The organism is Humibacillus xanthopallidus (assembly GCF_006716675.1).
Lineage (GTDB): Bacteria > Actinomycetota > Actinomycetes > Actinomycetales > Dermatophilaceae > Humibacillus > Humibacillus xanthopallidus_B.
Genome location: NZ_VFPM01000004.1, coordinates 128,228 through 152,652 on the forward strand (window position 1 = coordinate 128,228; position 24,425 = coordinate 152,652).

General features: G+C 71.1%; 23 protein-coding genes. 11 read left to right on the top strand and 12 right to left on the bottom strand.

The genetic code is table 11. From position 1 onward, the window contains the following. Positions 1-64: 64 nt before the first annotated feature. The 3 genes from FBY41_RS20190 to FBY41_RS20200 form a co-directional block, all read right to left on the bottom strand. On the bottom strand, positions 65-1,261 hold the full coding sequence (locus FBY41_RS20190) for an ROK family transcriptional regulator (protein ID WP_141846548.1): 1,197 nt from the start codon (positions 1,259-1,261) through the stop codon (positions 65-67). Between the two features lie 72 nt (positions 1,262-1,333). After that, positions 1,334-2,980 (bottom strand): FAD-binding dehydrogenase, encoded by a 1,647-nt coding sequence (locus FBY41_RS20195; RefSeq protein WP_141846550.1) that lies wholly within the window; start codon positions 2,978-2,980, stop codon positions 1,334-1,336. 26 nt (positions 2,981-3,006) lie between these two features. Continuing rightward, positions 3,007-3,555 (bottom strand): DinB family protein, encoded by a 549-nt coding sequence (locus FBY41_RS20200; protein WP_141846552.1) that lies wholly within the window; start codon positions 3,553-3,555, stop codon positions 3,007-3,009. Between the two features lie 129 nt (positions 3,556-3,684). On the opposite strand from FBY41_RS20200, the gene FBY41_RS20205 reads away from it, so the two are divergent. The 3 genes from FBY41_RS20205 to FBY41_RS20215 all read left to right on the top strand — a co-directional run bounded on the left by FBY41_RS20205 (position 3,685) and on the right by FBY41_RS20215 (position 7,212). Next, positions 3,685-4,293, top strand: coding sequence for an ATP-dependent Clp protease proteolytic subunit (locus FBY41_RS20205; RefSeq protein WP_141846554.1), 609 nt, complete (start codon positions 3,685-3,687; stop codon positions 4,291-4,293). Then, positions 4,290-4,901, top strand: coding sequence for a ClpP family protease (locus FBY41_RS20210; protein ID WP_141846556.1), 612 nt, complete (start codon positions 4,290-4,292; stop codon positions 4,899-4,901). Before FBY41_RS20205 ends, FBY41_RS20210 begins: the two co-directional genes overlap by 4 nt. Before the next feature lie 226 nt (positions 4,902-5,127). Further along, positions 5,128-7,212 carry a hypothetical protein gene (locus FBY41_RS20215; protein ID WP_141846558.1) on the top strand — a complete coding sequence of 695 codons (2,085 nt, stop codon included), beginning with the start codon at positions 5,128-5,130 and terminating at the stop codon, positions 7,210-7,212. A 64-nt stretch (positions 7,213-7,276) separates the two neighbouring features. Here the strand turns inward: FBY41_RS20215 and FBY41_RS24190 are convergent, their stop codons facing one another. Beyond that, the gene (locus FBY41_RS24190) at positions 7,277-7,693 is read right to left on the bottom strand and encodes a helix-turn-helix domain-containing protein (RefSeq protein WP_141846560.1); all 417 of its coding nucleotides are present in this window, start codon (positions 7,691-7,693) and stop codon (positions 7,277-7,279) included. 218 nt (positions 7,694-7,911) lie between these two features. Between FBY41_RS24190 and FBY41_RS20225 the strand changes: the two genes are divergently transcribed. Together FBY41_RS20225 and FBY41_RS20230 are read left to right on the top strand one after the other, a co-directional pair. Further along, positions 7,912-8,961 (top strand): ATP-binding cassette domain-containing protein, encoded by a 1,050-nt coding sequence (locus FBY41_RS20225; protein WP_141846562.1) that lies wholly within the window; start codon positions 7,912-7,914, stop codon positions 8,959-8,961. Beyond that, the gene (locus FBY41_RS20230; RefSeq protein ID WP_141846564.1) at positions 8,958-9,812 is read left to right on the top strand and encodes an ABC transporter permease; all 855 of its coding nucleotides are present in this window, start codon (positions 8,958-8,960) and stop codon (positions 9,810-9,812) included. Before FBY41_RS20225 ends, FBY41_RS20230 begins: the two co-directional genes overlap by 4 nt. A 13-nt stretch (positions 9,813-9,825) precedes the next feature. Here the strand turns inward: FBY41_RS20230 and FBY41_RS20235 are convergent, their stop codons facing one another. Next, positions 9,826-10,293 carry a DUF3224 domain-containing protein gene (locus FBY41_RS20235; RefSeq protein WP_260439941.1) on the bottom strand — a complete coding sequence of 156 codons (468 nt, stop codon included), beginning with the start codon at positions 10,291-10,293 and terminating at the stop codon, positions 9,826-9,828. Positions 10,294-10,349: 56 nt separating this feature from the next. Here FBY41_RS20235 and FBY41_RS20240 point away from each other — a divergent pair, with 56 nt between their 5' ends. Then, complete coding sequence (locus FBY41_RS20240) at positions 10,350-11,123, top strand: DUF4118 domain-containing protein (RefSeq protein ID WP_141846566.1); 774 nt, start codon at positions 10,350-10,352, stop codon at positions 11,121-11,123. 88 nt (positions 11,124-11,211) lie between these two features. Here the strand turns inward: FBY41_RS20240 and FBY41_RS20245 are convergent, their stop codons facing one another. Then, positions 11,212-12,102 (bottom strand): trypsin-like serine peptidase, encoded by an 891-nt coding sequence (locus FBY41_RS20245; RefSeq protein WP_260439942.1) that lies wholly within the window; start codon positions 12,100-12,102, stop codon positions 11,212-11,214. Between the two features lie 122 nt (positions 12,103-12,224). Continuing rightward, positions 12,225-13,022 carry a deoxyribonuclease IV gene (locus FBY41_RS20250; RefSeq protein WP_141846568.1) on the bottom strand — a complete coding sequence of 266 codons (798 nt, stop codon included), beginning with the start codon at positions 13,020-13,022 and terminating at the stop codon, positions 12,225-12,227. A gap of 105 nt (positions 13,023-13,127) precedes the next feature. Here FBY41_RS20250 and FBY41_RS20255 point away from each other — a divergent pair, with 105 nt between their 5' ends. Further along, positions 13,128-13,643: a DUF4395 domain-containing protein gene (locus tag FBY41_RS20255; RefSeq protein WP_141846570.1), complete on the top strand. Its 516-nt coding sequence runs from the start codon at positions 13,128-13,130 to the stop codon at positions 13,641-13,643. A gap of 56 nt (positions 13,644-13,699) precedes the next feature. On the opposite strand, the gene FBY41_RS20260 is transcribed toward FBY41_RS20255, so the two are convergent. From FBY41_RS20260 to FBY41_RS20270, 3 genes are read right to left on the bottom strand one after another with little or no spacing between them, the layout of a single operon-like run. Then, positions 13,700-14,416 carry an MBL fold metallo-hydrolase gene (locus FBY41_RS20260; protein WP_141846572.1) on the bottom strand — a complete coding sequence of 239 codons (717 nt, stop codon included), beginning with the start codon at positions 14,414-14,416 and terminating at the stop codon, positions 13,700-13,702. A 59-nt stretch (positions 14,417-14,475) separates the two neighbouring features. Continuing rightward, the gene (locus tag FBY41_RS20265) at positions 14,476-16,170 is read right to left on the bottom strand and encodes an alpha-amylase family protein (RefSeq protein WP_141846574.1); all 1,695 of its coding nucleotides are present in this window, start codon (positions 16,168-16,170) and stop codon (positions 14,476-14,478) included. Beyond that, complete coding sequence (locus FBY41_RS20270) at positions 16,167-17,186, bottom strand: TIGR03885 family FMN-dependent LLM class oxidoreductase (RefSeq protein WP_141846576.1); 1,020 nt, start codon at positions 17,184-17,186, stop codon at positions 16,167-16,169. The genes FBY41_RS20265 and FBY41_RS20270 overlap by 4 nt, the downstream gene beginning before the upstream one ends. Before the next feature lie 194 nt (positions 17,187-17,380). Between FBY41_RS20270 and FBY41_RS20275 the strand changes: the two genes are divergently transcribed. Continuing rightward, on the top strand, positions 17,381-17,929 hold the full coding sequence (locus FBY41_RS20275; RefSeq protein WP_141846578.1) for a type 1 glutamine amidotransferase domain-containing protein: 549 nt from the start codon (positions 17,381-17,383) through the stop codon (positions 17,927-17,929). An 82-nt stretch (positions 17,930-18,011) separates the two neighbouring features. Here FBY41_RS20275 and FBY41_RS20280 read toward each other — a convergent pair whose 3' ends face one another. Further along, positions 18,012-19,607 (bottom strand): LLM class flavin-dependent oxidoreductase, encoded by a 1,596-nt coding sequence (locus FBY41_RS20280; protein ID WP_141846580.1) that lies wholly within the window; start codon positions 19,605-19,607, stop codon positions 18,012-18,014. 71 nt (positions 19,608-19,678) lie between these two features. Between FBY41_RS20280 and FBY41_RS20285 the strand changes: the two genes are divergently transcribed. Genes FBY41_RS20285 through FBY41_RS20295 form a run of 3 tightly spaced genes read left to right on the top strand, consistent with a single transcriptional unit; the run spans position 19,679 to position 23,668 of the window. Continuing rightward, complete coding sequence (locus FBY41_RS20285) at positions 19,679-21,010, top strand: M20/M25/M40 family metallo-hydrolase (RefSeq protein ID WP_141846588.1); 1,332 nt, start codon at positions 19,679-19,681, stop codon at positions 21,008-21,010. A 31-nt stretch (positions 21,011-21,041) separates the two neighbouring features. Further along, positions 21,042-22,535, top strand: coding sequence for an MFS transporter (locus FBY41_RS20290; RefSeq protein ID WP_260439943.1), 1,494 nt, complete (start codon positions 21,042-21,044; stop codon positions 22,533-22,535). A 5-nt stretch (positions 22,536-22,540) separates the two neighbouring features. Then, on the top strand, positions 22,541-23,668 hold the full coding sequence (locus FBY41_RS20295) for an endonuclease/exonuclease/phosphatase family protein (protein ID WP_141846590.1): 1,128 nt from the start codon (positions 22,541-22,543) through the stop codon (positions 23,666-23,668). Here the strand turns inward: FBY41_RS20295 and FBY41_RS20300 are convergent. Next, positions 23,665-24,369 carry a TetR/AcrR family transcriptional regulator gene (locus FBY41_RS20300; RefSeq protein WP_141846592.1) on the bottom strand — a complete coding sequence of 235 codons (705 nt, stop codon included), beginning with the start codon at positions 24,367-24,369 and terminating at the stop codon, positions 23,665-23,667. The two genes, FBY41_RS20295 and FBY41_RS20300, sit on opposite strands and share 4 nt — an antisense overlap. Positions 24,370-24,425: the final 56 nt, after the last annotated feature.

Below are 24,425 nucleotides of genomic sequence, written 5' to 3' on the forward strand. Positions count from 1 at the left end.
CTGAGGTGGTGCGGCCATAACGGTGAGTAAAGGGGGTCGGGCCGGTTGACGTCAAGCCTTGAATTCAAGACGTGGATGCAATCGTTACCAAGAGGTTGTCGTTCGCAGCGTGCAGGGTCTCGGCGGCGACGACCGCCCCGACGACGTCGGCCCCCGTCAGCAGATCGGACAGCCGCACGTCGAGGGAGGCCGTGGCGCTCGGGATGGCGCTGCGGTCGAGGGCCCGGCGCATCGGCTCGAGGATGATGTCGCCGACCTGGGCGAGCTGCCCACCGACGACGACGACCTCGGGGTTGAGCAGGTTGACGAGCCCGGCCACGGCGACCCCGAGGTGGCGGCCGGCGTCCTCGAGCACCCGGCGGCAGCCCATGTCGCCCTCGAGCGCGTTCGCGATGATGTCACGCAGCGTCAGTCGGCCGTGCGAGCCCATGAGGGCGTCGGTGAGTGCGGGTGAGCCGATGAAGGTCTCGAGGCAGCCCCGGTTGCCGCACCGGCAGATCGGACCGTTCTCGTCGATCGTCAGGTGTCCGATCTCGCCTGCTGTGCCGGCACTGCCCCTGAAGATCTCGCCCCCGAGCACGAGACCGGCACCGACGCCGTAGGAGAGCTTGATGTAAGCGCCATCCGAAACCCCTTGCAGCGCACCGCATCTCAGCTCGCCAAGGGCTCCGAGGTTGGAGGTGTTGTCGATGACGACCGGAGCACCGAGGCGGGCCCGCATCTCGTCGCCGACGTCGATGCCTCGCCAGCCGGGCAGGATGCTCTCGGAGCCCACCTGACCGGTGACGCTGTCGACGGGGGCGGGAATGCCGACTCCGACCGCCTTGACGTCCGACATCGTCTTGCCCGACTTGTCGACGAGGTCGTAGAGCAGGCGTGACGCCCGCTCCATCCCCTCGTCGGCGTTGTGGCTCGCGGGCAACGGCATCCGGTGGCGCCCCACGATGTCTCGGGGGCCGGTCGCGATGGCGACCCGCACGTCACGGTCGCCGAAGGCGATGCCGGCGAGCAGGGTGTTGCCCGTCGCGAGCGAGACGAGCACGGCGCGCCGGCCGTTGCGGATGCTCGGGGCCAGCTCCACGGCACCGGCTGCGTCGAGCTCCTTGACCATGTTGGAGACCGTCGCGGGCGACAGCCCGGTCGATCCGGCGATCTCCACCTGGGTCATCGCGCCCTGCTCGCGCAGGGCGTCGAGCACGCGCAGGCGGTTGGCTTCGCGCAGCGAGGCCTGCGAGCCGGGTGCCGCCGGAGATGGATTCACGGGGTAAAGATAAGCGGTTCCGTCTGGAGTTGGGTAGCGCTGTCTCTCGGCGTCTTGGGCCGCTGTGTGCCGTCAGAGGGCGGCGGCGACCGCGCGACCGGCCGTGCGGCCGCTGAAGAGGCAGCCCCCGAGGAACGTGCCCTCGAGGGAGTTGTAGCCGTGCATGCCGCCGCCACCGAAGCCGCTGACCTCGCCGGCGGCATACACGCCCGGGAGCGGCTGCCCGTCGGCCCGCAGAACGCGAGCGGCGAGGTCGGTCTCGAGGCCGCCGAGCGTCTTGCGCGTCAGGATGTTGAGCCGGACGGCGATGAGCGGGCCGGCCTTGGGGTCGAGCAGACGGTGGGGCCCGGCGACGCGAATCAGCTTGTCGCCGCGATAGTTTCGCGCTCCACGGATCGCCGTGATCTGTGCGTCCTTGGTGAAGGCGTTGTCGATCTCGTTGTCGCGGGCGACGATCGTGCGACGCAGCTCGTCGACGTCGATGAGGTGGTCGCCGGTCAGGTCGTTCATGCCGCGCACGAGGTCCTCGAGCCGGTCGGCGACGACGAAGTCTGACCCGTGGCGCTTGAAGGCCTCGACGGGGCCGGGCGCTCCGGCGCGGGCTCGCCCGAGCACCTGCCGCACGTCCTTGCCGGTGAGGTCGGGGTTCTGCTCCGAGCCGGAGAGGGCGAACTCCTTCTCGATGATCCGCTGCGTCAGCACGAACCACGAGTAGTCGTAGCCGCTGCGCATGATGTGCCCCAGGGTGCCGAGCGTGTCGAAGCCGGGGAAGAAGGGCGGGGGGAACCGCCGACCGTGGGCGTCGACCCACAGCGACGACGGGCCGGGCAGGATGCGGATGCCGTGGTTGTCCCACACGGGGTCCCAGTTGCGAAGGCCCTCGGTGTAGTGCCACATCCGGTCCGGGTTGATGACGCGACCACCGACCTGCTGCGTGATGCCGAGCATGCGACCGTCGACGTGGGCGGGCACCCCCGCGACCATGTGCGACGGAGGGCTGCCGAGGCGCTCCGGCCAGGCGCGCCGCACGAGGTCGTGGTCGCCGCCGATCCCCCCGCTCGTCACGATGACGGCCTGCGCCGTGATCTCGAAGTCGCCGACCTCGTCGCGGTTGGTGGGTCGCCCGCGCGCCGACCCGTCGGGCGCGAGCACGCGCCCGCGCACCCCGGTGATGGCGCCGCCCGTCTCGACGAGGGCGTCGACCCGGTGTCGGAAGGCGAGCGTCACCCGTCCCGCTGCTGCCTCTGCCCGCACGCGGCGCTCGAAGGGCTCGACGATGCCGGGCCCGGTGCCCCAGGTGATGTGGAAGCGGGGGACGGAGTTGCCATGGCCCTCGGCGCGGCCGTCTCCGCGCTCCGCCCAGCCGACGACGGGGAAGAGCCGGTGACCCTGCTGGTGCAGCCACGCACGCTTCTCGCCGGCGGCGAAGTTGAGGTAGGCCTCGGCCCAGCGCCGTGGCCAGAAGTCCTCGTCGCGGTCGAACTGGGCCGAGCCCATCCAGTCCTGCGTCGCGAGCTCGAGCCCGTCCTTGATGCCCATCCGGCGCTGCTCGGGGCTGTCGACGAGGAAGAGCCCGCCGAAGCTCCAGAAGGCCTGGCCGCCGATCGACTGCTCACCCTCCTGGTCGACGAGCACCACCCGCTTGCCGCGGTCAGCGAGCTCAGCGGTGGCGACGAGCCCGGCGAGGCCGGCCCCGACGACGACGACGTCGGCTTCCATGCTCAGAGCATGCCATTGGTGGCGGCTCACTGGCCGGTGGCGCCGTCGATGCACTCACGGAGCAGGTCGGCGTGTCCGCAGTGGCGGGCGTACTCCTCGATCATGTGGACGAGGACCTCGCGCAGGTTGATGCGCGTGTTCGGGTCGAGGCTCACGAGGTCGAGCGACTCGGCAGCGTCGACGAAGGCCTCGGCGTGGGCGACCTCCTCGCTCCACCGCGCCCAGGCCTCCTCGACGACGGCGTCGTCGCCGAAGGCGCCGTTGAAGTCGGCGTCGCGGTCGTCCGGGGTGCGGTAGAGCCGCGGGACGTCCTCGCCCGCCATGGTCCGGCGGAACCAGTTCCGCTCGACCGCGGCCATGTGTCGCACGAGCCCGAGCAGCGAGAGCGTCGAGGGCGGGACCGACCGCATGGCCAGCTGCTCGGCGGTGAGCCCGGCGCACTTCATCTCGAGGGTCAGCCGATAGCTGCGGAGGTAGTCGAGCAGGGTGGCGCGCTCGTCACCGAGCAGGGCCCCCTGGGATCGTGGGTCGTCCTCGGGGTCGACCCACATGTCGGGGTATCTCTTTCCGGCCATGCGGGCCATCGTCGTCCAGCCGCGGCCGCTTCGCCACGCGATATCAGCGGCGCGACATACGCTCTCGGCGAATCTGCCTGCGGCAGAGCGGCATTCCCGCGCCAGGGTATGCCGTCCACGCTGGGTCACATGACCGAGACCCTCATGCACGGCCCGCTCGACGACCAGCTGTCGATGCAGCTGCTCCACCAGCGGATCATCGTCCTCGGCGCCGAGGTGGACGACCCGATCGCCAACCGGATCACCGCCCAGCTCCTCCTGCTCTCGGCCCGTGACCCGCGGGCCGACATCAGCCTCTACGTCAACAGCCCCGGAGGGTCGGTGACCGCGGGCCTCGCGATCTACGACACCATGCGGGTCATCCCCAACGACGTCTCCACTCTCGCAGTGGGATTCGCTGCCTCGATGGGCCAGTTCCTGCTCGGGGCAGGCACGCCCGGCAAGCGCTTCGCGCTGCCAAACGCGCGGATCATGATGCATCAGCCCTCTGCGGGCATCCAGGGCACGGCGGCCGACGTCGAGGTGCAGGCCGCCAACCTCAAGGCGATCAAGCAGCGCGTCAACGAGCTCCAGTCGGAGCACACGGGCCAGACGGTCGAGCAGATCACCCGCGACAGCGAGCGCGACCGCTGGTTCAGCGCTGCTGAAGCGGCGGCATACGGCATCGTCGACCACGTCGTCGCGTCGCTCGCGGACGTGCGTCCGGCGGGGGTCGAGCGGAAGGTGGGCCTGCGATGAGCAGCTACACGATCCCCTACGTCATCGAGAAGACCCCGGCCGGCGAGCGCAGCTTCGACATCTACAGCAGGCTCCTCCAGGAACGGATCATCTTCGTCGGCACCGAGATCGACGACGGGGTCGCCAACGTCGTCATGGCCCAGCTGCTGCACCTGGCGGACGTGGCGCCCGACCGGGAGGTCTCCCTCTACGTCAACAGCCCCGGTGGCTCGTTCACCGCGCTCATGGCGATCTACGACACGATGCAGTTCGTGCCGACGCCGGTCGCGACCTACTGCCTCGGGCAGGCGGCGTCGGCGGCCGCGGTGCTGCTCGCTGCCGGCGAGCCGGGGCGGCGCTTCGCCCTGCGGCACTCGCGGGTGCTGCTCCACCAGCCGTCGGCCGGCGGCCAGGGCACGGTGAGCGACCTCGCCCTGCAGGCCGACGAGCTGCTCCGCGTGCGCGCGCAGGTCGAGGAGGTGCTGAGCCGGCACACGGGTCGCAGCGTGGCGCAGCTGCGGGCCGACACCGACCGCGACAAGGTGCTCACCGCCGCGCAGGCCGTCACCTTCGGGATCGTCGACCACGTCGTCGAGCGAGCCGCCGAGGCCCAGGTGGCGCCGGGCTGACCGTGCGCCGAGGTGCGAGGCGACGCGTCGACGGGGTGCTGCGTTCGGGGGACAGCGACGAGCAGGTGGTGCAAGATTTCCTGTGAACGGCCGAGAGACCCGTCGCCGAGGGCCTTCCCAGACGTCCAGTCGACAACAGTCCTCGTTCCCTCCTCGGCGCACCGTCGCCTCGCGACTCGGGTATCGATGCCCCGTGGACGGGATCCACCTCCTCGAAAGGGAGACCATGGATAGTTCACGCAGGTCGCGCCTCCGGCGCATCAGCTCCATCACCGTCCCCGTCCTCGCGCTCGCCGCTCTCGGCATGTCGGGGACCCAGGCACAGGCGGAACCGGGCGCTTCAGCGCGGCTCGTCGGCACCTCGACGGCCACGACCGGGGCGTTCACCCCCTCGGGCGAGGGTGACGTCACCCAGGCGGAGTTCGTCGGTGAGACGGACGACGAGGCCGCTGGGCCCACCTACTCCGGCACCATCACCGACCGCAGCCTGTCGAACGGTCACAGCAGCGGCAGGAGCATCGGGGTGAAGAGCGGCGCCAGGGCCAAGTCCAACCCCGCGCTGAAGGGCTCCTTCGAGGGCCTCAACCTCTACCAGCAGCGGTATGCGCGTGGCGGGAACCAGTTCACCGTCGAGCCCCCCGACCAGGCCCTCTGCGTCGGCAACGGCCACGTCCTCGAGGCGGTCAACGACGTGCTCAACGTCTATGACACGTCGGGCGCCTCCGTGCTGCCGGACAACACGGCCAGCAACATCGTGGCCGGCTACCCGAGGGACGTCCACCACGCGGTCGACCTCAACTCGTTCTTCGGCTACGGACCGGCGATCAACCGCTCGACGGGTGTGCGGGCCCAGAGCATCACCGACCCCGTCTGCCTCTTCGACGCAGCCACGCAGCGCTTCTTCGTCGCCGTGCTCACCCTGGAGACGCTGCCGAGCGGCGCGCTCACGCTCGAGAACCACATCGACATGGCGGTCAGCCAGACCGCGAGCCCGACGGGCGCGTGGAACATCTACCGGTTCGACGTGACGAACGACGGCACGAACACCGGTGGCGTCAACCCCGGCCCCTACCTCGGCGACTATCCGCACATCGGGGCCGACGCGAACGGCGTCTACATCACGACGAACGCCTACCCGTGGAATGCCAACGGCTTCGCGGGCGCGCAGATCTACGCCCTTCCCAAGGCCCAGCTGGCCACCGGGGCGCCGAGCGTGTCGGTGACCCACCTCGACACGTCCGGCATGGTGGCGGCGCCGAGCGACGCCGGCGCCACGCAGCCGGGCTTCACCGTCTGGCCGGCGCAGTCGCCGGGGACGACCTCGTTCGAGACGGCGGCAGGGGGCACGGAGTACTTCCTCAGCTCCAACGCGGCCGACGAGGCAACGCATCCCACGGCGGGCACGGGAGGCACCTACGAGTCGAGCCAGGTCGTCGTCTGGGCCCTGACGAACACGTCGTCGCTCAACACGTCCAGCCCGGCCGTCTCCCTGAGCGCCAAGGTGCTCGGCTCCGAGGCGTACGCCATCCCGCCCAAGGCGCAGCAGCCGGGCGCGGGCACGGCTCCCACCACCGCGACGCCACAGGGCCACTGCATCAACGACACGACGACCGCGACGATCGCGGGCGTCGGGTGCTGGAGGCTCCTCGTGGGTGCCAGCGCGCACAACGAGGTGGTCTCCAGGCCCGACTCGAACGACACCCGCATGCAGCAGGTGATGTACGCCAACGGCAAGCTGTGGGGTGCCCTCGACACGGCGCTCAACCCTGAGGGTGGAGCGCAGCGGGCCGGCATCGCGTGGTTCATCGTCAAGCCGTCGATGGCAACCGGTTCCCTCACGGCGAAGATGGCCCTGCAGGGCTACCTCGGGAGGGCCGGGGCTGACCTCACCTACCCCGCGATCGGAGTCACCCCGAGCGGCCGTGGGGTGATGGCGTTTAGCTACACGGACGGCGACACGTTCCCGAGCGCGGCGTACGCCCCGATCGACGCCCTCGTGGGGGCCGGTCCGATCTCCATCGCGGCGCAGGGCGCGGCCACCGATGACGGCTTCACGAGCTACAAGGCCCAGGTCGGCAACCCGCCTCGCACCCGCTGGGGCGACTACAGCGCCGCGGCGGTCGACGGCTCCTCGGTGTGGATCGCGAGCGAGTACGTCGCCCACGCCTGTGACTACACCACGTGGGGCGGCCCGTTCTTCGGCGGCTCGGGCGACAACCTGCTCGGCACCTGTGCGGGAGCGAGCCATGGCCCGGGCCTTCGCACGGCACTCGGCAACTGGTCCACGCGGGTGAGCCACCTGACGCCGTAGCACGGAGGGCTGCGCGGGCGAGCGGCGACGACGGCGGAGGGGCCCGTCGTCGCCGCTCGGTCACCTACGCGGCCAGCAGCAGGGCCGGGCTGTCGATCTGCGTCGGGGGGGCGAGGTCACGCCCGGTCCGCCGGTCGGCCGCGTCGTCGGGTCGAGCGGCCGTGAGGTCGAGCACGACGCCCTCCTCGAGAGCCTCGACGGGCAGCGCCGCGAGGCCGCGGAGGTCGCGGTGCGCCGCGCCGACGAGCAGGGTGACGCTCGAGCCGAGGGCGACGCAGATCGCCTCGAGCACCTCCGACGACGGCTCCTTGAGCCCGCGCTCGACCTCGGAGAGATAGGCGAGGGAGACGCCGGCGCGGGCCGACACCTCCGCGAGGGTGCGCCCCTGCCGGGTGCGCAGACCGCGGAGCAGGCGGCCGTAGACCTCTCGGAGCAGCGGACGCCGCGGGCTGCGGGGGGAGGGGCGGGCAGTGGTGCTCATGGGACTCTCCGATCGTCGAGGCCCTCCCAGCGTCGCACGCGCCGTATGCCGTGGGGCCGGGTCCGCCTACGCCGTCGGCGTAAGTGCCCTGCCGGCCCTCATGGCGGGACGGCCCCCACCCGAAACTATGTTGACGGCGTGCACACCGAACGTAGAGTGTCAGTGGTCGTCCCTATCGTCGCCGAGACAGGGACCCCTCACTCTCGGGAGCACTCACCATGACCCTCACCTCCACGGCGCCCTCGGGGCGTGCCAGATCCTCCGGTGCGGCCATCGAGGCCGAGCACCTCGTCAAGCGATTCGGCGACATGACGGCCGTCGACGACGTCAGCTTCACCGTGCCTCAGGGCACGGTCCTCGGTCTGCTCGGCCCCAACGGCGCCGGCAAGACGACCACCGTTCGCATGATGACGACCCTCAGCGAGCCGACGAGCGGCACCGCCCGTGTCGCCGGGCACGACGTCGTCCGCGAGCCGGAGGCCGTGCGGCGCAGCATGGGCCTGACCGGGCAGGCGGCAACCGTCGACGAGCTGCTGACCGGCCGCGAGAACCTCCGCCTCATGGGGTCGCTCTACGGGCTGCCCAAGGCCGCGATCCGGCAGCTCTCCGACGAGCTGCTCGAGCGCTTCTCCCTCACCGATGCGGGCGACAAGGTCATCAAGGACTACAGCGGCGGCATGCGTCGGCGGCTCGACCTCGCGGTCAGCCTCATCGCGACGCCTCCGGTGCTCTTCCTCGACGAGCCGACGACGGGCCTCGACCCGCGCAGCCGCGTCGAGCTGTGGGAGGTGCTGCGCAGCCTCGTGCGCGACGGCACGACCCTGCTTCTGACGACCCAGTACCTCGAGGAGGCCGACCAGCTCGCCGACCGCATCGTCGTCATCGACCACGGCCGGATCATCGCCCAGGGCACGCCGCTCGAGCTCAAGGACCAGTCGGGCAAGGCCGCCATCGTGCTCACCGTGTCGCACGCCGACCAGCTCGAGGCCGCCCGGGCGCTGCTCGCCTCCCACGTGCCCGAGGTGCACGTCGACGTGGCGGCCCGCCAGCTGACCGCCCCGGCCGACGGCCTGTCCGACATGACGCGGGTCGCGACGGTATTCGAGCGCAGCGAGATCGTGCTCGACGACCTCGGCCTGCAGCGTCCCAGCCTCGACGACGTCTTCCTCAGCCTCACCGGCCACCGCGCGGAGCCACCGGCCGGTGCCACCGCCGACACCACGTCCAGCCCGTCTCCCAGCACGCAGAGCGAGGAGAGCCAGTCATGACCGACTCCGCAGTCCAGCAAGCCACCCGAGTGGCGCCGGCCGCCCCCCACGACTTCCAGCCCCCGGGCTTCGTCCGCCAGGTCACGACGATGGTCTGGCGCAGCCTCAAGCACATCAAGCGCCAGCCCGAGATGCTCACCGACGTCACCATCCAGCCGGTGATGTTCGTCCTGCTCTTCGCCTTCGTCTTCGGCGGGTCGATCGTCATCCCCGGCTTCATCTACCGGGAGTGGCTCATGCCCGGGATCATGGCCCAGACGATGGCCTTCTCCGCCTTCATCGTCGCGATCGGCCTCAACATGGACCTCGGCAAGGGCATCATCGACCGGTTCCGCTCGCTGCCGATCTCCCGGGGGTCGGTGCTCGTCGGGCGCAGCATCTACAGCATCATCCACTCGAGCATCGGCATCTTCGTCATGTCCGTGACGGGTCTGGCGATCGGCTGGCGCATCCACAACGGCGTCGGAAAGGCACTGCTCGCCTTCGGGCTGCTGCTGCTCTTCGGCTTCGCGATGATCTGGGTGGGCATCCTCGTCGGCTCGTCGATGCGCTCGCCGGAGGCTGTCAACGGGCTGATGTTCACGACGATCTTTCCCATCACCTTCCTCGCGAACACCTTCGCGCCGACCGTCGGCATGGCGAGCTGGCTGCGCACCCTCGCCGAGTGGAACCCGATCAGCGCTCTGGTGCAGGCCATGCGTGAGCTGTGGGGCAACGGGCCCGCGGCGCTGCCGGACGCGGCCCTCCCGTTGCACTACCCGGTCCTCACGACGGTGCTCTGGTCGGTCGCGATCACGGCGGTGGTGGCTCCCCTGGCCGTGCGGGCGTTCATCCGCCGCACGACCGACTGAGTCCGGCGCCGGGTCAGGCCCCGCCGGGCAGCTCGTACTCGACGTCCAGGAAATGCGTGCCGTCGGCATCGATGCGCAGGCGCACGGTCCCGGTGATGCCGGCGAGCTCCGCGGTGCCGCTCTCGGGAACGATGACGCCGTACTCGTTGAAGCGGTCCGTGCCGCTGGTCGACGCGGCGTGCGCGAAGGCGAAGGCCCCTCGCCGGCCGTCGACCGTGCCCTCGAAGGACTCCAGGGCGACGTAGGTGCCGACGCCGCGCTCCTGGTCGAAGGCCGACGTGAACTGGGTGACGCTGCGACCTGCCAAGTCCCCCGCATACGTCTTGGTCATCCGCAGGTGGCCGCTCGGCAGTCCCGTCGCGATGGCGGGGGCGTAGTCGGTCACGTCGACGTCGGAGGTCGTGAAGGTGCAGGTGCTGAGCATGGGCGCGACGCCAGCGGCACCCACCCCGGCGGGATAGAACGTTCCCGTCAAGATCACGTCAGAGTCTGGGCGAAAGCTCGTCACGGCCGTTCGGGCGGGTGTGTGCTGGGAGCATGACGAGGAACTGGCTGGCTGACCACCGGGCGTGGGCACGCTGGGCCGCGGCTCTGCTGCCGGTTGCCGTGGGTGCGGTGCTCGCCCTGCTGCGCGACAGCCTGGACCAGAGCACGGCGGCGATGGTCCTCGTCCTCACGGTGGTGGCCGCCGCTGCCACGGGCGACCGGATCTGCGGAGTCCTCGCCGCGCTGACGGCTGCGGGCAGCTTCGACTTCTTCCTCACCGAGCCCTACTACTCGTTCTCGATCCACCAGAGCGGCGACCTCGAGCTCGCGATCGTCCTCGTCGTCGTAGGACTCGCCGTCACGGAGATCGCGCTCTGGGGTCGTCGCCAGCAGGCCGCCGCCCTCCGCCGCGACGGCTACATCCAGGGCTTGACCCATCTGCTCGACCTGCCGCCGGACACGAGCGAGGCGGCCCGGGCCGAGGCGATCTCGGCTGCCATCACCCACACCCTCGGAGCCGACCGGAGCGAGTGGGTGGCTGCCCACCCGTCCGAGCTCGACGCCGTCGTCGACGCCGACGGTGACGTGCTCGTCGGCGGGCGACCGCTCGCCGTGGCGCGTTCGGGTCTCCCCACGGAGGCGTGCACCGCTGTGCCGGTGGCTCGCAACGGTATGCCGCTCGGTCACTTCCGCGTCGTCGCCTCGACTCACGTCGTGCGCCCGACCCGGGAGCAGCTGCGGGTGGCCGTGCTGCTGGCCGACCGGATGACCGATGTCGAGTCCGTGCCGGCCCTGCCGCCACCACCGGAGGCGACTCTCCGCTGATGGGGCTGAGTCACGGTACGACTCAGCCCAGAGGGGGCGGCTCCCCGGGCTCGGCCGTTCTGCTGCGGGGCCCGGTGTTCGTCGCCGGTCAGTCGACCGTCTGGTAGAGCGTCTGCTCGACGGTGCCGAAGTACGGGCCGTACATGACGTTCTTCTCGCCGCGGTAGCCGAACGAGTTGAGCGAGTTGAGATAGCCGCCCGTGATCCAGCCTCCACCGGACGAACCGCCCGTCATGCTGCACGGCAGCCGGTTGTCGGTCGAGCCCCTCGTGTCCTTCGTCGTGGGGCCGGAGCAGCGCCAGAGCGTCTGGCCGTCATAGGGCGTTGCCGCAGGGTAGCCGTAGGCGTCGAAGGTGAGGTTGTAGCCCTTGTTGAACGCGATGGGGTACGAGCTCCCCACGGCTCCCACGAGGGTCTTTCCGCTCAGGGTGTTCATCGTGGCGAACCCGATGTCGTGGTTGAAGTCCCCACTCGTGCGCCATTCGTCCGTTGTCACCAGGCTCTTCGCCGTGAAGGTGCCGTAGGGGCGGTTGCCGTTCTCGTACTTCGGCACGAAAACGAAGTTCGTCACGTAGGCGCCGGGGCCCTCGTTGACGCAGTGGCCGGCCGTCGTCACGAGCGAGCCCGTGGAGCTCGCGGTGACCGTGCCGGAGCACACGTAGTTGAGGCCCTTCTCCGTGAAGAAGACCTTTCCGAACAGCGGGCTCGCGGGCACCTGGACCGCCGTGGCGCTCCCACCTCCGGTGCCGGGCTTGCCCTTCCGGGGCACGTAGACGTTCTCCCGCGGGATGGCGCTCTTCATCCGTGCCGAGGTCCAGTAGTCGGTGACCCGGCGCTGCTCCGCCAGCGTCGTTGCGGCAGCGTGCGGCTCGGGCCCCGAGGCCCGATCCGTGCCCACCGCTCCCGACGGCGCCGCGAGCGTGAGGGCCAGCGCCGCAGCGGACACGGCTGACGTGGCAAGGGCGGTGAAGATGCGCATGATCCTCCTCTGGATGCGGCCACCGGACTGGCCCCCGACCGGTGGGTCACCTTCACGGTAGGCCGCTCCGGCGCCTGACGGGTCAGGTTCCGCGAAGGTGCGCCCGTGGTGCCCGTCCGGGGTCAGCCGACCTGGGACCGCAGCCAGGCGATGTCGGCCGCTTGTCCGTCGAGGCCGCCCGGGGTCTCACACACGACAGGAGCGCCCGCAGCCCTGACGAGAGCGGCGACGGCCGCACCGTCGAGCGTGCCCGAGCCGAAGTTCGTGTGGCGGTCGGCGCCCGAGCCGGCCTCGTCGCGGGAGTCGTTGGCGTGGATGAGGTCGATGCGTCCGGTGATCGCCCGGATGTCGTCGACGACGGTGCCGAGGTCGAGCCCACCTGCGAAGGCGTGGCACGTGTCGAGGCAGAAGCCGACGTCCTCGATGCCCGAAGCCGTCGAGATGGCGTCCCACAGGCGCGCGATCGCCTCGAGCCGGCGGGCCATGGCGTTGTCGCCTCCGGCCGTGTTCTCGATGAGCAGCGGCACCGCGAGGTCGAGCCCGTCGATGCACTTGCGCCAGTTGTCGAAGCCCGTGGCGGCGTCCTCGTCGACGCCGAGGTGGCCGCCGTGCACGATGACACCCTTGGCGCCGATCTCGGCGGCCGCGGTGAGGTGCTGCTGGAGCAGCTTGCGCCCGGGGATGCGGATGCGGTTGTTGAGGCTGGCCACGTTGATGGGGTAGGGCGCGTGGACGTAGAGGTCGATCCCCGCGGCCTCGGCGTCGGCCCGCAGCGCGGCGGCGCCGGCGGCATACCGCACCACGGGGCCCTTGTAGCTCTGAGGGTCGCCGAGGAAGAACTGCGACAGGGTGGCGCCACGCGCCTGCGCCTCCGCGATCGGGTCCTCCTGGTCGACGTGCGATCCGATGTGCAGGGCCATGGACGACAGCGTAGGCCCGCCGTCCGACGCCCACGGCACGGGACGAGCATCCGGATGTCGAACGGGATTGGATAAGGCAGGGTTATGTGTTCAATAATGTCGGCCATGAGTTCCTCGCGCTTCCCCGCCGTCGTCGACGATGTGACCGTCCGTCTCATCGCCGCCGTCGTGCTCGTCATCGGCGTCGTCGCCCTCGGCACCCAGCAGTGGTGGCTCTATGCCGTGCTCGCCGTCGACTTCACCCTGCGGGCCGCGCTCGGACCGAAGGCCAGCCCCCTCGCCCTGCTCGTGTCCCGGTGGATCCGACCCGCCGTGCCCGCGGCGAAGCGTCCGACGGCAGGCCCGCCGAAGCGGTTCGCGGCGACCATCGGCGCCGTCATGACGGTCGCCGCGACCGCGCTCTGGATCGTGCACCTCGCCACCGGGTCAGGTGCTGCGATCACCGCCGTTGTCGTCATCGGCGCGATCATGGTGCTCTTCCCGCTCCTCGAGGCCGCCTTCGGCCTCTGCGTCGGCTGCCGCCTCTTCGCCGTGCTCATGCGTCTCGGCCTGGTGCCCGAGGAGGTCTGCCTCGACTGCGCCGACATCACCCGCCGGCGCGCGCCGCAGACGGTCGGCTGACCCAGCCGGACGGCATACGGCAGCGGGCGTCCGGGGCGTCAGGGCGCGCCCGCCGCTCAGGCCAGCCGCTCCCGCGCGAGGAAGCCGCGGATCGCCTCCCGCGGGTGGTCGCGCAGCTCGGGCCCGTGGGTGAAGGCGGCGAGGTCGTAGTCGAGCTCTCCGAGCACCGCAGCCGTGCGCTTCGTCATGGCGAAGTCGGTGCAGAAGGCGCGGACCGGCCAGCGGAGCCGGCGCACGTTGAAGATGGCGTCTCCCGTGATGAGCAGGCGCGTCGGCTCGTGCAGCAGCGAGATGTGCCCCGGCGAGTGCCCGGGAGTGTGGACCACCCGCAGCCCCCCGACGACGGGCAGCACGTCGCCGTCCGCGAGCTCGCGCTCGACCGGCACCGGCGTGAAGTCCTGGCCGCGCGACAGGAGGTCGAAGATCCGGCCGAGCAGGAAGCTGCGGTCGCGCGGGGGCGAGCTCCCCTCGCGGGCGTATGCCGCGTCGCTCGCGTGGATGTCGAAGCCCCGGCCCGTCGCGGCAGCGACGTGCGCCGCGCCCCCGGCGTGATCGGGGTGGGCGTGCGTCAGCACGAGGCGGGTGACCTCGGACGGTGCCGACCCGATGGCGGCGAGGGCCGCGATGACCTTGGGACCCGAGGGCTTCAGGCCCATGTCGACGAGGGTCACCTGCCCGTCGTCGTCGCGCAGGATGAAACCGTTGACGAAGTCGCGCACGAGCGGGATGCGCCAGATGCCGGGGACGAGCGCGACGACCGGGGCTGGGGCCATGGAGCCGATGCTAGCCCCGGCCGCTCGCGATCCGGCCCCCGACTGCGAGGTGCCTGAGGTCAGAGGTAGCACTCCTCTCCCGGGCCCAGCAGGCGCAGCCACCGACCCGCGTAGCCCTCGACCCGCAGCTCGACCGGAGTGCCGGACACGACGGGCACGTCCTCGTCGCTGGCCGGGCCGTGGCCCAGGGCGTCACGCAGCACGGCGCCCTCGGGCACGTCGTCGAGCGAGAGCGTCACCGTGCACGTGTCGGGACCGAGGTTGTGCAGGGCGACCATGCGCCAGCTGTCACAGTGGCAGACGTGCGCGAGCACCGACGGCTGGTCGTGGTCGAGCACCTCGACCGTGGACCAGCCGATCTGCGGCATCTGCCGGTAGATGCGGATGAGGCGGCGCATGTGGTTCCACAGCGAGTCGGGGTCGCGACGCTGGTCGAGTGCGTTGACGTGGTCGGGGGAGTAGAGACCCTCGGGCAGCGGGCGCACGAGCTTGGCGGCGGGCGCTGTGGAGAAGCCGCCGTTGGACGCGGCTGACCACTGCATCGGGGTGCGCACCGAGAGGCGGCCCTCGATGTCGAGGTTCTCGCCCATGCCGATCTCCTCGCCGTAGAAGAGGACCGGCGTTCCGGGCAGCGAGAACATCAGGGAGTAGACGAGGCGGATCCGGCGCTCGTCGCCACCGAGCATCGTCGGCAGACGACGGCGCAGCCCCCGGTCGTAGAGCTGCATCTCGGGCTCCGGGCCGAAGGCGTCGAAGACCTCCGTGCGCTCCCGCTTGCTCAGCTTGTCGAGGGTCAGCTCGTCGTGGTTGCGCACGAAGTTCGCCCACTGGCTCGTGACGTCGAGCGCCGGCCGCTCCCGCAGGGCGTCGGCGAGGGGAGTGGCGTCAGCGCGCGCCAGCGAGAGGTAGAGGCGCTGCATCCCGATGAAGTCGAACTGCATGTTGAGCCCGTCGCCGTCGGCCCCGCCGAAGAAGCGCTTCTGCTCCTCGTAGGGCAGGTTCACCTCACCGAGGAGCATCGCCTCGCCGACCCGGCGCGTGACGAAGGAGCGGACGTCGCCGAGGTAGCGGTCGGGGTTGAACGCCTCCGCGTCGTCGACCCCGGGCACCGAGTCCCGCGCGAAGAGGAAGGGCACGGCATCCACGCGGAAGCCGGACACTCCGAGCTGGAGCCAGAAGCCGAGGGTCTTGGCAATCTCTTCCTGCACAGCCGGATTCGCGACGTTGAGATCTGGCTGCGTCTTGTAGAAGTGGTGGAGGTACCACTCGCCCGTGCGCTCGTCGAGCTCCCAGATGCTGTCCTCGGCGTCCGGGAAGACGACCTCCTTCCTGCTCGAGCGAGGCTTCGTCGGCGACCACACGTAGTAGTCGCGGAAGGGGTCCTCGGTGCTGCGGCAGGCGGACCTGAACCACGGGTGCTGGTCGCTCGTGTGGTTCATGACGAAGTCGACGATGACGCGCAGGCCCGCCGAGCGTGCCGTGCGCACGAGCTCGACGAAGTCTCCGTGGCTCCCGAGGCGCGGGTCGACGCCGAAGAAGTCGGTGATGTCGTAGCCGTCGTCACGGTTGGCGGTCGGATAGAGCGGCATGAGCCACAGGCAGGTCACACCGAGGTCGGCGAGGTACTCGATGCGCTCCGTCATGCCGCGCAGGTCGCCCTGCCCGTCGCCGTTGGAGTCGGCGAAGGTCTGCACGTCAGCGCAGTAGAGGACGGCGTTCTTCCACCACAGGTCGCCGGTCTGGGAGTACATCATGCGCGGGCCTCCTCGCGCTCGACGGCCGGCGTGGCGGTCGTGGCGGGTGGCGGCGCCGTCGGGTCGAGCTGCGGCAGCACGTGCTCTCCGAAGGCGTCGATGAAGCGTGACTGCTCCTTGCCGACGAAGTGGAGGTAGAGCTCGTCCCAGCCCTGGTCGACGTACTCCTGCAGCCAGGCAGTGTGCTGCCCGAGGTCGGCGGACACGCGCACCACCTCGGCGACGTGCTCGGGCGTCACGTGCTCGCCCATGAGGTCGAAGGCCTCGACGGTCTCGGTGTCCCACGCGACGGGAGGCCCGTGCACGTTGCTGCGCCACTGGTCGTGGGCGATCGCCAGGGCGTCGTCCTCGGTCGGCGCCCAGCTGAGGTGGATCTGCAGCCGTGCGGGCCCGCGTCCGCCGGCGTCGCGGTATGCCGTCAGCACCCTCTCGAGGGCGTCGCGCGGCTGGTTGACGGTGATGAGCGCATCCGCCCACTCCGCGTGCCGTGCCGCGGTCTCGGGGGTGACGGCGGGGCCGACGAGAGGCGGCACGGACTCCGGCAGGGTCCACAGGCGGCCCCGGTTGACGGTGACGAGCCCGTCGTGGCTCACCTCCTCACCGGAGAGGAGCCTGCGGATGACGTCGACGCACTCACGAAGGCGCGCGTCGCGGATCTCCTTGCGGGGCCAGGCGGCACCCGTCACCCGCTCGTTGGCGGCCTCACCGGAGCCGAGGGCGGCCCAGAAGCGGCCGGGAAACATCTGTGCGAGCGTCGCGATGGCCTGTGCCGTGATGGCGGGGTGGTAGCGCTGGCCGGGTGCCGTGACGACGCCGAAGGGCAGCGACGTCGCGGCGAGAGCGGCCCCGAGGAACGACCACGCGAAGCCGGACTCGCCCTGCCGGGCGCTCCACGGTGCGAGGTGGTCGGACGACATGCCCGCGGTGAAGCCCGCCTCCTCCGCGTGCTGCACGTCGCGCAGCAGGGTGGCGGGGTCGATCTGCTCGTGGGAACAGTGGAAGCCGATGACAGTCATCCGGACACGCAACCCGACCTCGCCGCCCTCGTCAAACGTAAGCGGCCCCCGGACCCCTCTGCGGGCGGCGTGGTGCGCCTCGCGGCGAGGTGGGTACGGGCCGAGGTGGAGGCACGCAGAGCGCCACCGACGATCCATCCCGCAGCGCCTCGCCGCTGCTCACCTCAGCCACACCAGCCACACCAGGAGGCACCGTGTCCAAGAAGGTCGCATTCCTCGTCGCCCCCGAGGGCATCGAGCAGGTCGAGCTCACCGAGCCGTGGAAGGCCGTGACCGACGCCGGTCACGACGCCGTTCTCGTCAGCACCGAGACCGGCACGGTCCAGATGTTCAACCACCTCGACAAGGGCGACACGAAGGACGTCGACGTGACGGTCGGCAGCGCGACGGTCGAGGACTACGACGCGCTCGTGCTGCCCGGCGGCGTCGCCAACCCCGATGCGCTGCGCACGGACGACGTGGCGGTCAGCTTCATCCGCGACTTCGTGGCGTCGGGCCGGCCCGTCGCGGCGATCTGCCACGCGCCGTGGACCCTCGTCGAGGCCGACGTCCTCAAGGGCCGTCGGGTGACCTCGTGGCCGAGCCTGCAGACCGACATCCGCAACGCCGGTGGCGAGTGGGTCGACGAGGCCCTCGTCACCGACGGCAACCTCATCACGAGCCGCAACCCCGACGACCTTCCGCAGTTCTGCGGCGCGGTCGTCGAGTCGCTCGAGCACGGAGCGGCCGCAGCCAGCGCCTGAGCTGCCGGTACGCGACGGAGCCCGCCCCACGGCATACGACCGGGGGCGGGCTCCGCCGCGTCCGGGGGCTCGCCTGCGTCGGTCAGCCGAAGCCGTGCTGCGCCAACGGGTGCACGAGCTCGCGCTCCTCGTAGGCGAGGTGCGACAGGAGCGTGTCGGTGAGCAGGTCGACGGCCCGCTGGAGCTCGTCGAGCGCCTCGCGGCCTGCCGTGCCGTAGCCGTCGGACCCGACCATGCCGACGAGTGCCTCGTCGACCTGCTCGAGCACGTCGGCGATGACGTGGTGCTCCTGCTCGAGGCGGTCGATGACGTGAGTGAGGCTCGGTTGGCGGCGGCGCAGGTGCGGGAAGATGCTGCGGTCCTCGAGGGTGTGGTGCCCCGTGACGATCCGGCAGTAGGACTCGCAGTAGGCGCCGAGGGTCCAGCTGTTCTGGCGCATCGTCATCGTGTTGATGACCGAGCGGGCCTGGCCGACGGACAGCAGGCCCCGCCGCACCTGGTCGATGACGTCACGGACCTGGGCGAGCTCGCCACGCAGGTGGTCGTGCACGTCGATGAGGTGCTGCGGCGCCGCCTGCTGTGCCGGGGTGTATGCCGTGTCGTCGGGCTTCGCGGTCACCGGCCGGTCGTCCTCGCGCCACGGTAGCGACGGGCTGAGGCGCCTGCCGTCGTCGGGCGTGGGCCGGACGGCCAGGGCCGCGCCCTCGCCGCTCCCCGCGCGGACCGATGGGGCGGGGTGAGGGACGCCCGGCACGCCGGCGGACGGGCCGGCAGCCCGTCGGGTCCGTTCGACCTGCACGAGCTCGCGCACTGCAGGGGCGACCTCGTCGGCGAAGCGGCGCACCGTGTCGGGGTCGTCGCTGCCGAGCACGTAGGTGCTCATGCCCAGCTCGAGCGTGAGCCCGGCGAGCTGCTCGGCCCAGTCGTCCGCCGTGCCCTGCAGGAAGCCTCCGGCTGTGCCGAAGCGGCCGAACACGTTGTACATCCGCCGGATCGCCAGGGGTCCGCGGCCCGCCTCGGCTGCGGCGTCGTCGATCGTCGCGTTCATCTCCCCGAGGGCGGACGGGTCGGCATAGCCCATGCTCGGCAGCCAGCCGTCCGCGAGCCGGCCGGTGACCCGGAGCATGCGCGGCTTGTAGGCGCCGAGCCAGATCTCGACGTCGTGGAGCGGCGCGGGGCCGGCGTGCAGGCCCGCCACGGAGTAGTGCTCGCCGCGGCGGGTGACGGAGCGCTCGCCCCGGCGGTCCGGGTCCTGGCCCCACGTGCCGCGGATGATGCCGATCGCCTCGACGAGGGCGTCGACAGCCTCCTTGGCAGTGCGCCGCTCTCCGCCGGCCGCGACGATGGCATCCCAGAAGGCGCCCGTGCCGAGGCCGAGCTCGGCCCTGCCACCGCTGACGATGTCGAGGGTGGCGATCTCCTTGGCGAGGCCGACCGGAGGCCGCAGGGGCAGGTTCGCGACGTTGTGGGCGACCCGGATCGTCGACGTGCGGGATGCCACGGCCGTCAGCAGGGTCGAGGCGTCGAGGTGCGTCGCGTTGTACGGGTGGTCCTGCACGGTGAAGAGGTCGAGTCCGAGCACGTCGGCGAGCTGGGCCAGCTCGAGCGTGTCGTGCACGCGGGCCACCTCCGGACTCGCGAAGACCCCGAACTGCAGCTCGTGCCCGTAGTCAGCCATGTCGAGGGAACGGCCGCGGGCGGGGACAGCATTCCCCGCACCCGGCGAGCCGGACGGCATACGCTCCCGGCATGCGACGCAGCAACGGGGAGCCCGCGGTCGAGGCGCTGCAGGCGCTCATCCGCATCCCGACGGTCTCGGACTGGGACGGCGGCAAGGAGGACCGGGCGGCCTTCGCGGCGCTTCTCGACGAGCTCCGGGGGCGCTTCCCCCGGTTGCACGACACGTGCGAGGTGGAGCGGATCAGTGGCGACGCCCTGCTCGTGCGGTGGGTGGGGCGCACGCGTGAGGCGCCGGTCGTGCTCATGGCCCACCTCGACGTCGTGCCGGTCGACGACCCGTCCGGGTGGACCCATCCGCCCTTCGCCGCCGACATGGTCGACGGATTCATCTGGGGCCGTGGGGCGCTCGACTGCAAGGGATCGCTCGTCGCCATCTGCCAGGCGGTCGAGGACCTCGTCGCCGAGGGGGTCGTGCCGGCACGCGACGTGTGGCTCTCCTTCGGCTGCAACGAGGAGATCTCTGGCCGAGCGGCCAAGGACGCGGTCGCGATCCTGCGCGAGCGGCGCGTCGAGCCATGGTTCGTCGTCGACGAGGGCGGCGCGATCGTCGAGGGGGTGCTGCCCGGGGTCGACGCCGAGATCGCCGTCGTCGGGGTCTCCGAGAAGGGCACGGTCGATGTCGACCTCACCGCCCGCGGCGACGGCGGCCACGCGTCGGCTCCCCGTCGGGGTGGCGCCACGGCCCGGCTCGCCCGGGCCATCACGCGCCTCGAGAAGCGGCCGTTCCCGGCGCACCTGCCCGACGCGACCGTCGAGATGATGGAGCACGTCGCCCCCCACGCCCGTATGCCGTACGGCGCGGTCTTCTCGCACGCCCGGCTGCTGCGCCCGGTGCTCGCTCAGGTGCTCGCCCGGCTGGGCCACGAGACCGCAGCCCTCACGCGCACGACCGTCGCGGTGACGCAGCTCTCGGGCTCGCCCGGGGCCAACGTCATCGCGGCGACGGCGCGCGCGCACGTCAACATGCGCGTCATGGTCGGCGAGACGGTGGACGGTGCCATCGAGCGAGTTCGCAAGACGGTGGGCGACCCCCGCGTCGAGGTGACGCTCGTCAGCGGCGACGAGCCCAGCCCGGTGTCGCCGACGGACGATGCGGCATACCGCGTGCTGGAGTCGACGCTCGAGGACGTCTTCCCGGGGATCGTGCCCGTGCCCTACGTCATGCTGGCCGCCACCGACTCGCGGCACTTCCACCGGGTGTGGCCGCGGGTCTACCGCTTCACGCCGTTCCGCATGTCGACGGCGCAGCGTGCCTCGATCCACGGTGTCGACGAGCGCATCGGGGTCGAGGCGCTGCTCGACGGGGTGCGGTGGTATCGGCGGCTCCTCGAGTCGCTGTGACTGAGATTCATTGAGCCAGAGAAGGATCCGTATGTCCGACAGCACGGTTGTCACCGATGCCGCCCGCGCCATGGCGCGCAGCCCGATCACGAAGGTCGTCGGCTTCCTCATCTGCGTCGAGCTCGCCAGCGGCGTGCTGCAGGGCTACTACACGCCGATCTTCACCGACATCGCCCGGCACCTGTCGATCAAGGACGCCGACGTCAACTGGTTCGAGGCCGCCCAGCTCATCGTCTCGGCTCTCGTCGTGCCGCTGCTCGCGCGGCTCGGCGACCTCATCGGGCACCGCAAGGTGCTGCTGCTGTCGACCGTCGTCACGGCGGCCGCGTCGTGGGGCGTCGCGTTCGCGCCGAGCTTCGGGCTCTTCCTCGTCGCCTGGGCGCTCCAGGGCTTCTACGTCGTGTGGCTGCCGATGGAGGTGGCGATCATCCACCGCCGCACCGGTGGCTCGGAGTCGCGGGTGCGCGGGGCGGCCGGTCTGCTCGTCGCGGGCCTCGAGATCGGCGTCATCGTCGGCGCCCTGGCGAGCGGTGCCCTCGCCGAGTCCCTCGGCATGACAGCGTTGCTCGCGGTGCCGGCCGTCGTTGTCACGTTGGCCCTCGTCGCGATCTGGTTCGGTGTCGAGGAGTCGCCCGTGCTGGCTCACGGCCGCGTCGACTGGCAAGGCTTCACGCTCATCACCCTCGCGCTCGGCCTCGTCATGGCCGGGCTCGTCGTGCTGCGGATCGTCGGGCCCGCGAGCGCCTGGCCATGGCTGCTCGTCCTCGCGGGCGTCGCCACCCTCGTGCCGTTCGCGCGGGTCGAGCTCGCGCACCCGGAGCCGCTCGTCGACCTGCGGGTGCTGGGTGCGCCGGGGCAGTGGCCCGTCCAGGCGACCGCGTTCCTCTTCGGGGTGTCGGTGCTCGGTGCGCAGATCCCGCTGTCGACCTTCGCGCGCACCGACCCGGAGGTGACGGGCTACGGCCTCGGCGCCTCGGCGGGGCGCGTCTCGATCATCATCGGCGGCTACGTGCTCTCTCTCGCGGTCGGGGCCCTGCTGCTCCACGTCGTCGGTCGTCGCATCGGCACCCGGGCCGCGATGGTCGGGGCCGCGGTGCTCGTCGGAGTCGGCTACCTGCTCTTCCTGCCCTTCCACGACACGCTCGCGCAGACGATGACCAACATGGTGATCGCCGGACTGGGCTCGGGGGCGCTCGTGGCCGGGCTGCCGACCGCCGCGGCGGCAGCGGCGCCGCCGACGCACACGGGGCTGACGACCGGCATGACGAACACGACGAAGACGATCGGTGGGGCCTTCGCCTCGAGCGTCTTCGCCATCGCGCTCGCCTCCACCGGCAGCGTCGATGCCGAGGCCACGGCTCACGCGTCGCTGACGGGCTACCTCACGGTCTGGGCGATCTGCGGCGTCACGGCCCTCGTGGCCGCAGTGTTCCTCGCTGTCGTGCGCCCGCGGGGTGGTCCTCTGACCGGGCTGTCCGAGACGCCCGGGTTGCCGGAGATTCCGATGCCGCCCGTGGGAGCGTAGGGGTCATGCGCATCGCCTCCTACAACGTCGAGAACCTCTTCGACCGGGCCAAGGTCCTCTCCTCGTCGGAGTGGAGCGATGCGAGGCCCTTGCTCGATGCCTACACCGAGCTGACGAAGCTGCTCCAGCAGCAGGTCTACGCGGCCGCTGACAAGACGGCCATCCTGCGCCTTCTCGACACGCTCGGCCTCACGGCGTCGGACGAGACGGCCCTCTTCCTCCTGCGTCAGAACCGCGGCCGCCTGCTGCGCCGGTCGGCGAACGGCACGGTGACGGTGGTCGCCGACGGACGCGGCGACTGGATCGGCTGGCTCGAGATGAAGCGGACGACGGTCACCGACCTCGCCGTGCGGCATACCGCCCAGGTCGTGCACGACGTCGGGGCCGACGTGCTCGGCGTCGTCGAGGCTGAGGACCGCTGGGCCCTGCGGCACTTCAACGCCGACCAGCTCGCCCCGCTCGGCGGGCGCATCTACGGACACGTCATGCTCATCGACGGCAACGACGAGCGCGGCATCGACGTCGGCCTGCTCACCCGCGGCGACCTGCCGATCGGGTGCATCACGAGCCACGTCGACGACGCCGACCTGGCGGGCCCGGTCTTCAGCCGCGACTGCGCCGAGTTCGAGATCGCGCTCGGCGACGGCCGCACCCTCGTCGTCATGGTCAACCACTTCAAGTCCAAGGGCTACGGTGGGCGTGAGGCGACCGCCCGGCGCAAGCGCCAGGCCCAGCGGGTGCGCGAGATCTACGAGCAGCGGCGCGCCGACGGCTTCGACCTCGTCGCTGTGGTCGGCGACCTCAACGACCACCCGACGAGCTCGGCACTCGCTCCGCTGCTGGGGTCCGGTGGGACGGGTGTCGCCGCGAAGCCGAGCGACCTGCGCGACGTGTCCACGTTCTCGGGGTTCGACGACCTCGGCCGGCCCGGCACCTACGGCACGGCGGCCAAGACCAACAAGATCGACTACATCCTCTGCTCGCCCGCCCTGTTCGCGACGATCACGGCTGCGGGAGTGCATCGGGCGGGGGTGTGGACAGCCTCCGGTAAGTGGGAGATGTATCCCACCCTGAAGCGTGAGCAGGATGCCGCCTCCGACCATGCGGCCATCTGGGCCGACCTCGACCTCTAGAGGCCAGGGCCGGGCAGCTCAGCGGTCTCGCCAGCGGACGTCCGAGACGGCGGCGGCGGGAGGAGGGAGTCCTCGAGGGTGCGCCGGACCCACGCGGCATACCGTTGGTGGTCCCAAGCGAGCTCGTCGACGAGCAGCCGGTGCACGTCGGGACCGGTGAGGGTCCACACGGTGGCTGCCGCCTCCTCCACTGAGAGTCCTTCTCGCAGTGGGCCGTTGGCGGCGAGCCAGGTCACGAACTGGGTGAGGTTCGCGAGTCGGGTGTCGTGCATCTCGCGGCGCTTCTCGGCGACCGCCTCGTCGACGAGCGCCGCCGAGCGCATGACGTCGTCGATCGGCCGCGCGCTGGCGGTGCGCCGGCTGATGTCGGCCGCGAACATCTCGATCTGTCGACGCTGGTCCTTCTCTGCGCGGACGGCTTGGGGGCCGTGCTGTTCGAGGACCACAGGGCTGTCGAGCTCGCCGGTGACGGAGAAGTTGAGCACCTCGACGAGCAGGCCGCGCTTCGTCGCGAAGAGCACGTAGACGAGGTCCTCGCTGACGCCCGCGTCGGCCGCGATGGAGGCCACCGACGTGCGGGGGTAGCCGTCGGCGACGAAGCGACGGTGCGCTGCCCGCAGGATCGCCACGCGGTTGGCGCGGGCACGCTCCTCGCGAAGTCGGGAGCGGTAGGGGCGTCGGCTCTTGACAGGTTCGCTCATCGAGGATCACTCTAGCGAGTATTCATTCGGGTAATACCCGAACCAAATGAAGGAGG